This is a genomic window from Mesorhizobium tamadayense (assembly GCF_003863365.1).
GTDB lineage: Bacteria > Pseudomonadota > Alphaproteobacteria > Rhizobiales > Rhizobiaceae > Mesorhizobium > Mesorhizobium tamadayense.
In genome coordinates, this window is sequence record NZ_RQXT01000001.1 from 103,091 (window position 1) to 116,066 (window position 12,976).

The 12,976-nt window shown below is 64.3% G+C and carries 14 protein-coding genes and 1 tRNA gene; 11 read left to right on the plus strand and 4 right to left on the minus strand.

Annotated features, from left to right (window positions below; all coding sequences use genetic code 11):
- Positions 1 to 167: 167 nt before the first annotated feature.
- A complete protein-coding gene (locus tag EH240_RS00595) occupies positions 168 to 1,346 on the plus strand; it encodes an SGNH/GDSL hydrolase family protein (protein WP_167483885.1) in 1,179 nt (392 codons plus the stop codon).
- 559 nt (positions 1,347 to 1,905) lie between these two features.
- Here EH240_RS00595 and EH240_RS00600 read toward each other — a convergent pair.
- A tRNA-Ser gene (locus tag EH240_RS00600) sits at positions 1,906 to 1,995 on the minus strand.
- A gap of 430 nt (positions 1,996 to 2,425) precedes the next feature.
- Between EH240_RS00600 and EH240_RS00605 the strand changes: the two genes are divergently transcribed.
- The 4 genes from EH240_RS00605 (at position 2,426) to EH240_RS00620 (ending at position 5,253) form a co-directional block, all read left to right on the plus strand.
- Positions 2,426 to 3,121, plus strand: coding sequence for a DUF2569 family protein (locus EH240_RS00605; RefSeq protein WP_124995477.1), 696 nt, complete (start codon positions 2,426 to 2,428; stop codon positions 3,119 to 3,121).
- Between the two features lie 92 nt (positions 3,122 to 3,213).
- Positions 3,214 to 3,534, plus strand: coding sequence for a hypothetical protein (locus EH240_RS00610; protein ID WP_124995478.1), 321 nt, complete (start codon positions 3,214 to 3,216; stop codon positions 3,532 to 3,534).
- A 204-nt stretch (positions 3,535 to 3,738) separates the two neighbouring features.
- Positions 3,739 to 4,728, plus strand: a complete 990-nt coding sequence (locus tag EH240_RS00615) for a BMP family lipoprotein (protein WP_124995479.1) — start codon at positions 3,739 to 3,741, stop codon at positions 4,726 to 4,728.
- Between the two features lie 69 nt (positions 4,729 to 4,797).
- On the plus strand, positions 4,798 to 5,253 hold the full coding sequence (locus EH240_RS00620; RefSeq protein WP_124995480.1) for a GNAT family N-acetyltransferase: 456 nt from the start codon (positions 4,798 to 4,800) through the stop codon (positions 5,251 to 5,253).
- Here EH240_RS00620 and EH240_RS00625 read toward each other — a convergent pair.
- Together EH240_RS00625 and EH240_RS00630 are read right to left on the minus strand one after the other, a co-directional pair.
- Positions 5,248 to 5,655: a hypothetical protein gene (locus tag EH240_RS00625; protein WP_124995481.1), complete on the minus strand. Its 408-nt coding sequence runs from the start codon at positions 5,653 to 5,655 to the stop codon at positions 5,248 to 5,250. The genes EH240_RS00620 and EH240_RS00625 overlap by 6 nt on opposite strands.
- 32 nt (positions 5,656 to 5,687) lie before the next feature.
- Entirely contained in the window at positions 5,688 to 5,897 is a 210-nt protein-coding gene (locus tag EH240_RS00630; RefSeq protein WP_124995482.1) for a SlyX family protein, read from the minus strand.
- Between the two features lie 166 nt (positions 5,898 to 6,063).
- On the opposite strand from EH240_RS00630, the gene EH240_RS00635 reads away from it, so the two are divergent.
- The 6 genes from EH240_RS00635 (at position 6,064) to deoA (ending at position 12,308) form a co-directional block, all read left to right on the plus strand.
- On the plus strand, positions 6,064 to 7,596 hold the full coding sequence (locus EH240_RS00635) for an ABC transporter ATP-binding protein (RefSeq protein ID WP_124995483.1): 1,533 nt from the start codon (positions 6,064 to 6,066) through the stop codon (positions 7,594 to 7,596).
- Entirely contained in the window at positions 7,593 to 8,732 is a 1,140-nt protein-coding gene (locus EH240_RS00640; RefSeq protein WP_124995484.1) for an ABC transporter permease, read from the plus strand. Before EH240_RS00635 ends, EH240_RS00640 begins: the two co-directional genes overlap by 4 nt.
- Position 8,733: 1 nt before the next feature.
- A complete protein-coding gene (locus EH240_RS00645) occupies positions 8,734 to 9,705 on the plus strand; it encodes an ABC transporter permease (protein WP_124995485.1) in 972 nt (323 codons plus the stop codon).
- Between the two features lie 74 nt (positions 9,706 to 9,779).
- Positions 9,780 to 10,172: a cytidine deaminase gene (gene cdd, locus EH240_RS00650; protein WP_124995486.1), complete on the plus strand. Its 393-nt coding sequence runs from the start codon at positions 9,780 to 9,782 to the stop codon at positions 10,170 to 10,172.
- A gap of 13 nt (positions 10,173 to 10,185) precedes the next feature.
- Positions 10,186 to 10,992 (plus strand): purine-nucleoside phosphorylase, encoded by an 807-nt coding sequence (locus tag EH240_RS00655; RefSeq protein WP_124995487.1) that lies wholly within the window; start codon positions 10,186 to 10,188, stop codon positions 10,990 to 10,992.
- Entirely contained in the window at positions 10,992 to 12,308 is a 1,317-nt protein-coding gene (gene deoA / locus EH240_RS00660) for a thymidine phosphorylase (RefSeq protein WP_124995488.1), read from the plus strand. Before EH240_RS00655 ends, deoA begins: the two co-directional genes overlap by 1 nt.
- A gap of 60 nt (positions 12,309 to 12,368) precedes the next feature.
- Here the strand turns inward: deoA and EH240_RS00665 are convergent, their stop codons facing one another.
- Complete coding sequence (locus EH240_RS00665) at positions 12,369 to 12,935, minus strand: TIGR02281 family clan AA aspartic protease (RefSeq protein ID WP_124995489.1); 567 nt, start codon at positions 12,933 to 12,935, stop codon at positions 12,369 to 12,371.
- Positions 12,936 to 12,976 lie beyond the last annotated feature (41 nt).

Below are 12,976 nucleotides of genomic sequence, written 5' to 3' on the forward strand. Positions count from 1 at the left end.
ACCGATACGGCAGCCGCGCCGGCAGCCGCCAAGGCAAGGGACTTGCCTGCCGGCTCACGGTCGGCGAGCCAAAAATGTATGTGTCGCGGAAGGCGTAGCCCGCGTCGCGCGCTGCGGCTATCTGTGTTCACCGGGCGCTGTTCGCCGAAATCGAAGGGATGGAGAGCATGGAACACTGGATCGGAACCTGGAGCGCCAGCCCGATGAACGTCTGGCCGGGAGATGCGGTGCTCTATGGCTTCCACCAGCAGACGGTGCGCCAGGTGTTGCGCGTCAGCACGGGTGGCGAGAGGTTGCGAATCAGGCTGTCCAACGAATATGGCGCCTCGCCGATCCGGATCGGCGCCGCCACCGTCGCCCTTACCTCTAAAGAAGGCGCGGTCGACGACGCGACCATCCGGCGAGTGACATTTGGCGGTGAGGCGCAGACCGATCTGGCGCCCGGTGCGCCGTTGCTCAGCGATGTCGTGGACCTCACGGTTCCCGATCTCGGGCAGATCGCGATCAGCCTCTATTTTCCCGACTTTGCGCCGATCGAGACCTATCATTACGAGGCGCAGCAGACCGCCTACATCTCCGAGTTCGGGGATTTCGCCGGCGCAGCCGAACTGCCGGTGCAGCAGATCTCGACCAGCCGTTATTTCCTCAGCGCCGTCCTGGTCGAGAGGGGGCCGGGCAGCGGCTCGCTGGTCTGCCTCGGCGATTCCATCACCGACGGCTTCGGCTCGACCGTCGACGGAAATGCGCGCTGGCCGGACCGGTTGGCGGAGCGGCTTGCGAAAAGCGGCCGGCTGCCGGGCGTCGGCGTCCTCAACCAGGGGATCGGCGGCAACCGCGTGCTTGCCAACCGCGCCCGCGGCGCCAACGCGCTCGCCCGCTTCGACCGCGACGTGCTGAGCTTTCCGAATGTGCGGTGGATATCGGTGCTGGAAGGCATCAACGACATCGGCTGGCCGGAAACCATGCTCGCCGGGGGCCAAGAGGCCGTCGCCGTCGAAAACCTGATCGCGGCCTACCGGCAGTTGATCGCGCGCGCCCGCCTCAACGGCATCAAGGTTTTGCTCGGCACGCTGCCGCCCTTCGGCGGCGCGTTCGAAGGCCAGCCGCTAAAGACCTTCTACTCTCCCTCCAAGGAGCGCGACCGGCAAGCGGTGAACGCCTGGATCAGGACATCGGGCGAAGCCGATGCCGTCGTCGATTTCGAGCCCGCGCTTGCCGATCCCGCCAACCCGTCCAGGCTGCTCACCGCCTTCGATTGCGGCGACGGCCTGCATCCGTCCGACGCTGGCTATGCCGAGATGGCCAAGGTGTTCGAGAAGGCTTTCGAGGGCCTGCTGGCAGGCTAGGAAGCCATCTCGCACAGGCTCAATGGCCGGAAACGGCCATTGCGGTCTTTCGGTTGCGACCGTCGTTTACCGGGGACACGTCGGTCATTCGGAGATGAATGGTCTTTTCAGCGGATCGCCAATATACTTGGACGCTCGTATGAGCCGCGTCTGAGGAATGCGATGCGAAGGTTCATCTTCACGGCAATATGTATCGCCGTCGCAACGGGCGCTACCGCCCATGATTGGTACGAAGACAAGATTGACCCGGTGACGAAATTCAAGTGTTGCGGTGGTTATGATTGCCGCGCCATACCTCAATCTTCAGTACGGGCCAGGGTTGACGGCGGTTACACCTATTTGCCGCATGATTTCACCATTCCGCGAGACCGTGTGCAGGAATCACCGGACGAGCAATACCATATCTGCGAGAACACGTACGTCATAACCAATCAGCCGTATTTGCGTTGCTTTTTCGCACCACGGGTCAAGATTTCTCTGCGTCTCTCACATTAGCCAATATTGCGGCGTTGCCGGTTCGGTTAAGTTTTTGAAATCAAATGATTATTAGTGATAAAGCTGGCGGAGAGAGCGGGATTCGAACCCGCGTTACGGTTTCCCGTAAACACACTTTCCAGGCGTGCGCCTTCAACCACTCGGCCACCTCTCCGTCCTTGCATTGCGCGCCGGCCGGTTTCGCCGCGCGGGTTGGGGAGATACACCTCCCTCGGGAAATCCTCAACGGACTATTTGGGGTGCCTTCAACCGGCGGACAACCCTTTCCCGGCACCTCTAGCCGTCTACGCAAAACAGGCGCGGGGCTCATCTAGTCGATCCTAGAGCGAATGCCAAGCCATAATGACGGCCATAGTGACGGTCCAAAGGCCTTTGCCGTGGATGGCTCGAGCAAGTGTTTCCACAAGGGGTACCGGCGTTCGAATGATGTGCACAGGCCGGATCGCGCCGTTTGCTGCGCTTGACTCCGGCCCCGGCGGCCTGTCGACTGCCTGAAATGTTTGTTTTCTGCGCAATTCCGGACGGAAAACCGCTACGCGCCTTTCCCGGAATGGCCTGGGCTTTGCGAGGGGCATAGTCCTGACATGGCATCGACCAACCCGGAACCCGCGCGCCGCCCGGACAGCGGGCTCTCCTTCATTCCGGTGGCATGGCTGATCATCGTCATGGGGCTTTCGGCCTATGGCCTGATCTCGAGCTGGCGGCTGATCGGCGACTTCAACCTGCCGGAAAGCGTGCTCTTCCTGATCTATGGCGGTCTCGCCGGCGGCCTCGTCACGATCCTGTGGGGGCTTTACCTGCTCGGTCTTGCCTTCAACCGATCGGCGCGCTTCCCGCGTCACTACATCATCTGGCAGGTCGCCATCATACTGTGGCTCGTCGTGCGCCAGGCCCACACGCTTCTGGTGCCCGACTTCGTCTTCTCGGCCGAAGCGCTGGGCTTCACCGCGGCCGAGATCGCCGTCGGCCTGCTCTGCATCTACCTCCTGCGGCACGGCGCCGAGACCGTCTATGCCAATCGCGAGACCGAACGCCCGTCGCTTTTGGTCTCGCTCGTTGCCGCGCTGCTCGGTATCGTCCTTGGCGGCGCCATCGGTGCCTGCGCCGGATTTTTCGCCGGGTCGCTGATCGCCGACGCCACCCATATGAGCTGGTTCGAGGGCGCCTGCGGGTTCCTCGCTGCCTTCATCGGCCTCGCAGGCCTGATCGTCGGGGCGATCGCCGGCGGAATCTCCGCCATCTGGCGGGTCAACCGGCGGAAACCGGCAAGAACGAGCTAGCCTCAAAATCACGTGTCGCGATTGCGTGGCGATTGCGCACGCACTATGTCGGTTGCGGGGCAGACGGGAGCTTTTCTCGGGGAGTGCGTTGGATGTTGCGTTTCATCTTTCGGCTGGCGGCTATGGTTGCATTATCGATTTCCGTCATCATGGCGGTGGTCGACACCACGCGCTCGGTGGCTGCGTCGGCGCTCGTCATGACGCCGCTCAACGCAAGCTGGCTGGCGGTATCGCCCGACACCCGCGCGGCCTTCGAGACCTATGTTCGCGCCAAGGCCAATCCGCTGGTCTGGGACGGCGCCGTCGCCTGGGTGCTCGGCCAGCCAGGGTTCGCGGTGTTCGCGGTATTGGCGTTCCTGCTCTACGCCATCGGCTACCGGCGGCGGCGCCACGAATTCGCCCCGACCAACTGACGCGGGCGTTTCGCACCGCCCGAAACGGCCGGCCCAGACGCTTTTTCCAACAGGTCAAAATTCCACGTGAATTTTGTTTCGGGCCGTGCCAGATTGGCGGCGAGCGGGGAGGGGAATACACTTCCTGCCAGACGTCGCATGGCTGCCGGAGAACCGGGCAGGCGTGCGGTGCAACGGAAAAATAACCGACAGGGTGTGGATCACATGAAACGTATCGTTCTCGGCCTTCTGGCCGCAACCGCGATGGTTCTTCCGGCTTTCGCCGCGGATGTCCAGCCGGCCCTCCTTTACGATCTCGGCGGCAAGTTCGACAAATCCTTCAACGAGGCCGCCTTTCACGGCGCCGAGAAATTCAAGCAGGAAACCGGCGTCGCGTACGTCGAGTTCGAAGTCTCCAACGCCTCGCAGCGCGAGCAGGCGCTGCGCCGCTTCGCCGAGGACGGCCGCAACCCGATCGTGATGGCCGGCTTTGCCTGGGAGGATGCGCTGAAGAAGGTCGCGGCCGAATATACCGACCTCAACTTCGCCATCATCGACGATGCCGTCGACCTGCCCAATGTCCGCTCGCTGGTGTTCAAGGAGAACGAAGGCTCCTACCTCGTCGGCATCCTGGCGGCGATGGCGTCGAAGTCGAAGAAGGTCGGCTTCGTCGGCGGCATGGACATCCCGCTGATCCGCAAGTTCGAATGCGGCTATGTCGGCGGCGCCAAGTCGGCCGGGGCCACCGACGTCATCCAGAACATGACCGGCGACACGCCGGCCGCCTGGAACGACCCGGCCAAGGGCGGCGAGATCGCCAAGACGCAGATCGATCAGGGCGCGGACGTCGTCTATGCCGCCGCCGGCGGTACCGGCGTCGGCGTGCTGCAGGCCGCGGCGGATGCCGGCAAGCTCGGCATCGGCGTCGATTCCAACCAGAACGGCCTGCAGCCCGGCAAGGTGCTGACCTCGATGTTGAAGCGCGTGGACGTCGCCGTCTACACGGCCTTCATGGACGGCAAGAACGGCACCTTCAAGGGCGGCGTGCAAAATCTCGGCCTCAAGGAAGGCGGCGTCGACTACGCCATGGACGACAACAACAAGGCGCTGGTGACGGATGAGATGAAGGCCGCCGTCGAAAAGGCCAAGGCCGACATCATAGCCGGCAAGGTCCAGGTGCACGATTATACCGCGGACAACGCCTGCCCATATTGATCGGCAACTGAACCAGGATTAATCGACCGCCGGGCCTTCGCCCGGCGGTTTCTTTTTGGATAAGCATCCATGCAGCCGACTATCGAAGCCATGACGGAGCGCGATGTCCGGGCGATCGGCAGGCTGCGCCTGGTCGCGTTCTTCGAGGGCACCTGCCGGACGCTCGAAGAGGATATGAACGCGCTTCGCGGACTGATCGCGGGCGACGGCTTCGAGGCGGCCTTCGTCGCTCACCTCGATGGTTCGCCGATCGGCAGCTGCCTGTTCGTCCGCGACGAGATCGACCCGGCGCATGATCTGACGCCCTGGCTTGCCGGGCTGGTCGTGGACGAGGCGTATCGAGGACGGGGCATCGGCACGGCGCTGGTCAGAACAGTCGAAGCCCATGCCGTATCGGCCGGCGTGAGCAAGCTCCATCTCTACACCTGGCAGGCGCGTCCCTTCTACGAAGCGCTCGGCTGGACGGCGATCGAGACCTTTGAGCAGGACGGCGAGCCGATGCTCCTGATGGTGCGAGAGTTATAGTGTGCCGGCGAGATAGCCCAGCGCGAACGCCGCCAGCAGCGCCATCGCAATGACGAGTCCGAGCCGGCCGCCAAGCGAATGCAGGCCGACGCCATAGGGCTTGCGCTCAAGCCGATGGATCACGATAGGCTGCGACTTGGCCTCAACATTGCCCAGGCCGGCAAGCCGCATCTGCGGCAGCTCGCCAAGCCGGCGCTGGACAAGCCGCCAGCGTTCGTCCGAAGCCGTGTTCGACGCTCCCGCCGGATCCAGGGCACGCATGCGTTCGGCAAGCCTCAGCACCGCGTCGCGAAAGGCGGGATCGATCTCGAGGTCGTGCTCGGCACGCGCCCGCTCCCTTTCATCCATCAGGCCGAAGACATAGTCGCCGGCCCTTGCGATGCGGTCTCCTTCACCGGCCATGCGCGTCCTCCCCGATGCTCGCTCTTGTTCACTCACCAGTGCGGCGGCTTGGTCACCGGCACATCGGAAGCGGCCTGCTCCTCCAAGGCCAGGAACCGGTCGGTAAGGGCGGCAAGCTTGCGTTCCATGCGCTCGATCAGCTTCCACTGCTCGGCGATCTGGCCGGACAGTTCCTCAATGGTCTTTTCCTGCTCGGCTGCACGGATTTCCAGCGTCGTCAGCCGATCGTCAGACATGGTCATTCAAAATCCTGTCTCTGTGAATGTGAAGCTCTCGGCCACCTTCGAAATTGACAAGCGCGCGGGGATTTGTCGAGAGTGAATGGCGTTCCGGCCAATTGGCACGGGCGGGGCATCATGCTAGGCATTTTGACCAAGCGATAAAAAAATAACGAGTGGGACAGGCTGCATGGCGCAAGCCGCAATCGAGCTCATAGGCATCAACAAGAGTTTTGGCGCGGTGCGCGCCAACCGCGACATCAACCTGGAAGTCGCGCGCGGCACCATCCACGGCATCGTCGGCGAGAACGGCGCCGGCAAGTCGACGCTGATGTCGATCCTCTACGGCTTCTACCAGGCCGACAGCGGCGAGATCCACGTCGGCGGCAAGCCGGTGTCGATCAACACCTCCAACGACGCCATCGCGCTCGGCATCGGCATGGTGCACCAGCATTTCATGCTGGTCGACAATTTCACCGTGCTGGAAAACGTCATCCTCGGCGCCGAAAGCGATGCGCTCTTGAAGAAAAGCATCGCCAAGGCACGTTCGGAGCTCGAGCGGCTGGAGCGCGAATACGGCCTCGAAGTCGATCCCGACGCCATCATCGAGGAATTGCCTGTCGGCCTGCAGCAGCGCGTCGAGATCCTCAAGGCGCTCTATCGCGGCGCCGAGATCCTTATCCTCGACGAGCCGACCGGGGTTCTGACCCCGGCCGAGGCCGACCACCTCTTCCGCATCCTCAAGCAATTGAAGGAGCAGGGAAAAACGGTGGTGCTGATCACCCACAAGCTGCGCGAGATCATGGCCATCACCGACACCGTGTCGGTGATGCGCCAGGGAACCATGGTGGCGACCAGGGTGACGAAGGAGACCACAGTCGGCGAACTGGCCGAACTTATGGTGGGGCGGCGCGTGCTCTTGAGGGTCGAGAAGGGCGAGGCCAAGGCCGGCGCCATCAAGCTCTCGGTCAAGAACCTGACTGTGAAGGACCAGCGCGGCGTCACCATGGTCGACGACGTCTCCTTCGACGTGCGCGGCGGCGAGATCGTCGGCATCGCCGGCGTGGCCGGCAACGGCCAGTCGGAGCTGCTCGAGGCGATTTCCGGCATCCGGCATGCCGTCTCGGGCGAAGTCATGCTCGACGGCAAGCCGATCGACCTGACCGGCAAGGCCGACCCCGGTGAGTTGCGCGACCGCGGTCTCGCCCATGTGCCGGAAGACCGCCACCATGTCGGGCTGGTGCTGGCCTTCGAGGAGAACGAGAATTCGATCCTCGGCTATCACGACGACGAGCGCTACCTGAAGGGACCGTTCCTCAACGTCGACGCCATCATGGCCGACGCGCAGGACAAGATCGAGAAATACGACATCCGTCCAGGCAATCCGCAGCTGAGGACGGCCAATTTCTCCGGCGGCAACCAGCAGAAGATCGTGCTGGCCAGGGAGATGGAGCAGGATCCGGGCGTGCTGATCGTCGGCCAGCCGACGCGCGGCGTCGATGTCGGCGCCATCGAATTCATCCACAAGCGGCTGATCGCCATGCGCGACCAGGGCAAGGCGGTGCTGCTGGTGTCGGTGGAGCTTGACGAGATCCGCTCGCTCTCCGACCGCATCCTGGTGATGTTTGCCGGCCGGATCGTCGGCGAGCGCGGCCCGGAGGCGACCGAAGGCGAGCTTGGCCTCCTGATGGCCGGTGTCGAGCACCAGGAGGCCGCGCAATGAGCACGCCTTACGCCAAGCTGCCGGCCTGGGCCGATTATGGCCTCATCCCGCTCATCAATCTCTCGGTGGCCTTCATCGTCGCCGGCTTCGTCGTCATGCTGGTCGGCGAAAATCCGTTCCGCGCCGCCGTCATCCTGGTCGAAGGCGCTTTCGGCAAGGGCACGGGCATCGCCTTCACCTTGTTCTACGCCACCACCTTCATCTTCACCGGGCTGTCGGTGGCGGTGGCGGCGCATTGCAGCCTGTTCAACATCGGCACCGAGGGCCAGGCCTATATCGGCGGCCTCGGCATCGCGCTCGTCTGCCTGAGCTTCGACAGCGTGCTGCCCTGGTGGGTGATCTTTCCAATGGCGATCGTCGCCGCAGCGGTGTTCGGCGCTCTCTGGGGTTTCATCCCCGCCTATCTGCAGGCCAAGCGCGGCTCGCACATCGTCATCACCACCATCATGTTCAACTTCATCGCCGCCTCGGTGATGGTCTATCTGCTGGTCGGTGCGCTGAAGCCGGCTGGATCGCAGGCGCCGCAGACGCGCAATTTCCTCGCCGGCGCGGAATTGCCGAAGCTCAACTGGATCATCGAATTGTTCGGCGCCAAGATCCGCTCGGCACCGCTCAACATCTGTTTCCTGCTGGCGCTGGTGATGGCCTTTCTCGTCTGGTTGCTGATCTGGCGCACCAAGCTCGGCTACGAGATGCGCACTTATGGCCACAGCCCGAAAGCGGCGCGCTATGCCGGCATTTCGGAAACCCGCATCATCATCACCGCGATGATGCTCTCGGGCGCGCTGGCCGGCATGATGGCGCTCAACCCGGTGATGGGCGACCAGCACAATGTGGCGATCGATTTCGTCTCGGGCGCCGGCTATGTCGGCATCGCGGTCGCGCTGATGGGCAGGCTGCATCCGGTAGGCATCGTACTAGCGGCCATCCTGTTCGGCATGCTCTACCAGGGCGGCGCCGAGCTCGCCTTCGAGATGCCGGCAATCAGCCGCGACATGATCGTCATCATTCAAGGGTTGGTCATCCTCTTCGCCGGCGCGCTGGAGCATATGTTCAGGCCCTATATCCAGGCGCTGTTCGCCTCATTCAGCCCGAAAGCGGTCGGCCTGGAAGCGGTCAAGGGGAAGGGGGCCTGAGATGGACAGTTTCAACGCAATCGTCCAGGTTCTGGACTCCACCATCCGCCTCTCGGTGCCGCTGCTGCTTGCCTGTCTCGCCGGTCTCTATTCAGAGCGGGCCGGCATCTTCGACATCGGTCTCGAAGGCAAGATGCTGGTCGGCGCCTTCGCCGGCGCGGCCGCCGCTTCCGTCTTTCACTCGGCACTTATAGGCCTCGGCATGGCCGTCCTGATCTCGGTCGCCTTCGCCATGGCGCACGGCTTCGCCTCGATTACGCATCGCGGCAACCAGATCGTCTCCGGTGTCGCCATCAACTTCGTCGCCGCCGGCTCGACTATCATTCTCGGCCAGGCCTGGTTCAGCCAAGGCGGCCGCACGCCAGCGCTGCAGCCGGGCGAGCGCTTCGAGGCGATCGTCTGGCCCGGCGCCGAAGCCGTCCGCAGCGTGCCGATCCTCGGGCCGATCTACGCCGAGCTGATCTCCGGTCATTCGATCCTGGTCTACTTCGCCTTCGCGATGGTGCCGTTCACCTGGTGGGTGCTGTTCCGCACCCGCTTCGGCTTGCGCATGCGCGCGGTCGGCGAAAATCCGGCCGCCGTCGACACCGCCGGCATCTCGGTCGCCTGGCTGCGCTACCGGGCGCTGATCTGCACCGGCGTGCTTACCGGCGTCGCCGGCGCCTATCTGTCGATGGTGCAGAACGGCGGCTTCGTGAAGGACATGACCGCGGGCAAGGGCTATATCGCGCTTGCCGCGCTGATCTTCGCCAAATGGAAGCCGGTCAACGCCATGTTCGCCTGCCTTTTGTTCGGCTTCCTCGACGCGGCGGCAATCCGGCTGCAAGGATCGCCGCTGCCCTTCATCGGCAAGGTGCCGGTGCAGTTCATGCAGGCCCTGCCCTATATCCTCACCGTCGTCCTGCTCGCCGGCTTCATCGGCAAGGCAATCCCGCCGCGCGCCGGCGGCGTGCCTTACGTCAAGGAACGCTGACGTCGGGACGACCGAAACGGCTCGGCCTCGACGGCAACCGGCTTTTGAACAAGACCGTGGGAGAAGAGAACTGAATGTCGCATGATCTGTTCGAAGCGGCGAAGACGGCGATGGCCAAGGCCTATGCGCCTTATTCCAAGTTTCCCGTCGGTGCCGCGTTGCGCACCGAGGACGGGCGCATCTTCAGCGGCGCCAACATCGAGGTGGCGTCCTATCCCGAAGGCTGGTGCGCCGAGACCACCGCGCTCGGCCACTACATCATGGGCGGCGGCGGCAAGATCACCGAGATCGCCGTGATTGCCGAGCGCATGGCCAAATGCTCGCCCTGCGGCGGCTGCCGGCAGCGGCTGGCGGAGTTCTGCCGGCCGGAGACCAAGCTCTATCTCTGCGACAATGGCGGCGTGGTCGAGACGGTCACCATGGGCGACATGCTGCCTTACGGCTTCAGGGGCGACATACTGAAATGAAGAGCGGGCTGAAATGAAGGAAGCACTGGATCGCCTGGTCGAGAAACTGGACGGGCTGGCCCCGACCGCGGCGCTTGTGCTGGGCTCCGGCCTTGGCGTGCTTGTCGACCAGGTCGAGGACGCAAGGCGCATCTCCTATACGGAGCTGCCGAGCTTCCCGCGCAGCGGTGTTTCCGGCCACGCCGGCGAGGTGGTTGCCGGGCATTTCGCCGGCACGCAGGTGCTGATGCTTTCGGGCCGCGCGCATTACTACGAGCACGGCAACGCCGCCGCGATGCGCCCGGCGCTGGAGGTGCTTGCCGGCATCGGCATCTCGCATCTCATCCTCACCAACGCCGCCGGCTCGGTCGATCCCGAGATGGGACCGGGCTCGGTGATGATGATCACCGACCACATCAATTTCTCCGGCTCCAACCCGCTGATCGGCGAGCCGAGCGACCGCCGCTTCGTCGGCCTCACCGAGGCCTATGACGCCAGCTTGCGCAGGGCGATCGAGAAGGCGGCGAAAGCAACCGGCACCGCGCTCCACCAGGGCGTCTACATGTGGTTCTCGGGACCGTGCTTCGAGACGCCGGCCGAAATCCGCATGGCGCGCGTCATGGGCGCCAATGCGGTCGGCATGTCGACCGTGCCGGAAGTGATCCTTGCCCGCTTCCTCGGCCTCAAGGTCGCGGCCTGCTCGGTCATCACCAACCTGGCGGCGGGCATGACCGGGGCGGAACTCTCGCACCAGGAAACCAAGGACATGGCGCCGGTCGGCGGCGCGCGGCTGGCGACGATCCTGCGGCGCGTCTTCGAGGAAGGCTTGCCGGAAAGCTGATGCTCCCCCAGGAAATCATCCGCCGCAAGCGCGACGGCCACAAGCTCTCGGCGCCCGAGATCGCGGCCTTCATTGAAGGGATAACGGCCGGCACGCTCTCGGAGGGACAGATCGGCGCCTTTGCCATGGCGGTGTTCCTCAAAGGCATGAACCGCGAGGAAGCGGTGGCGCTGACGCTCGCCATGCGCGATTCCGGCGATGTGCTCGACTGGTCCGATCTGCCGGGCCCGGTCACCGACAAGCATTCGACGGGTGGTGTCGGCGACAATGTCTCGCTGATGCTGGCGCCGATCGTCGCCGCCTGCGGCGCCTATGTGCCGATGATCTCCGGCCGCGGCCTCGGCCATACCGGCGGCACGCTCGACAAGATGGACGCCATTCCAGGCTACACCAGCCAGCCGGACGTGGCGCGCTTCCGCAAGACCGTGCTCGAGACCGGCTGCGCCATCATCGGCCAGACCGCCGATCTGGCGCCGGCCGATCGCCGGCTCTACGCGATCCGCGACGTGACCGGCACAGTGGAATCGGTGCCGCTGATCACGGCATCGATCCTGTCGAAGAAGCTTGCAGCGGGGCTGGGCTCGCTGGTGCTCGACGTCAAGGTCGGCAATGGCGCCTTCATGGAGAAGTCGCGCGATGCGGTCGCCCTGGCGAACAGCCTGGTCGAGGTCGCCAATGGCGCGGGCCTGAAGGCCTCGGCGCTGGTGACCGGCATGAACGAGCCGCTGGCGTCCGCCACCGGCAACGCGGTGGAAGTGCGCAACGCCGTCGACTTCCTCACCGGCCGGTTCCGCGACCGCCGGCTGGAGGACGTGACGCTGGCGCTCGCCGCCGAAATGCTGCAATCGTCAGGGATCGTCTCGTCCAATCAGGACGGAATCAGGCGCGCCGCCGAGACGCTGGCCGGCGGCCGCGCGGCGGCGATCTTCGCGCGCATGGTGACGGCGCTCGGCGGGCCCGCCGATTTCGTCGAGAACCCGGAAAAATATCTCCCCAAGGCGGCTGTGGAATTGGCGGTGAGGGCGACCGAGAACGGCTTCGTCACCGGCATCGCGACGCGCGACATCGGGCTCGCCGTCGTCGCGCTAGGCGGCGGGCGCACTCGTCCGGATGACAGAATAGATCATTCCGTCGGTCTCACCAGGCTGTTGCCAATCGGCGCGGAGGTGCGGGCGGGCGAGGCGCTGGCGCTGGTCCACGCGCGGACCGAGGCGGACGCCGAGGCTGCCGCCGCAGCGGTGCGCTCCGCCTATACGATCGGCGCCTCGAAGCCATCCGCCGAGAAGACGGTGCTCAGGCGGATACTGCCCCTTTAAGGTACGCAATCCGGGAAAGCGGGCCGCGGTTTTCCATCCTGAATTACGTGAAAACAGATACTACTGCACGAGCAGCAGCGCGCCGTTCTGAACCTGATATTTCTGCAGGCGCTGCAGGAAGCTCATGCCGATCAGGTTGGTCTGCAGCGCCCGATCGTCGAGAACGACGGCCTGGACATTGTCGACGGAGATCTTGCCGATCTGCAGGTGGTCGACGGTCACCACCGCGGCCTTGATGGCGCCGTTCGCCGTGTTCACCTGTTGATTGAAATCCGAGGCATTGAGCGAGATGCCGATCCGGCGCGCGGTCGAGGTGTTGATGGCGACCAGTGTCGCGCCGGTGTCGATCATGCCGTCGATCTGGCGGCCGTTGAGCTTGAAGGCGGAGGTGAAATGACCGCGCTCATCGGCGTTGACCACCACCTGGCGGCCGAGCGGCATCGGCGCCGCCGGCCTGGCTGGGACGGAGGCGAGATTGACGTCGGGTTGTGCCTCCGGCGCCGCCGGCTTGGAGGCGCCCGCCGATCTCAGCAGGGTTTCGACCATCTGCGGGTTCGACTGATAGACGATCGGGATCGATGCCGAGCTTCCGACAAAGACGCCAAGGAGGAGAAGCTTGCGCAGCATGGACAGCCCCTTCGTAGGGCTCAATCCTTACGCCGACATGG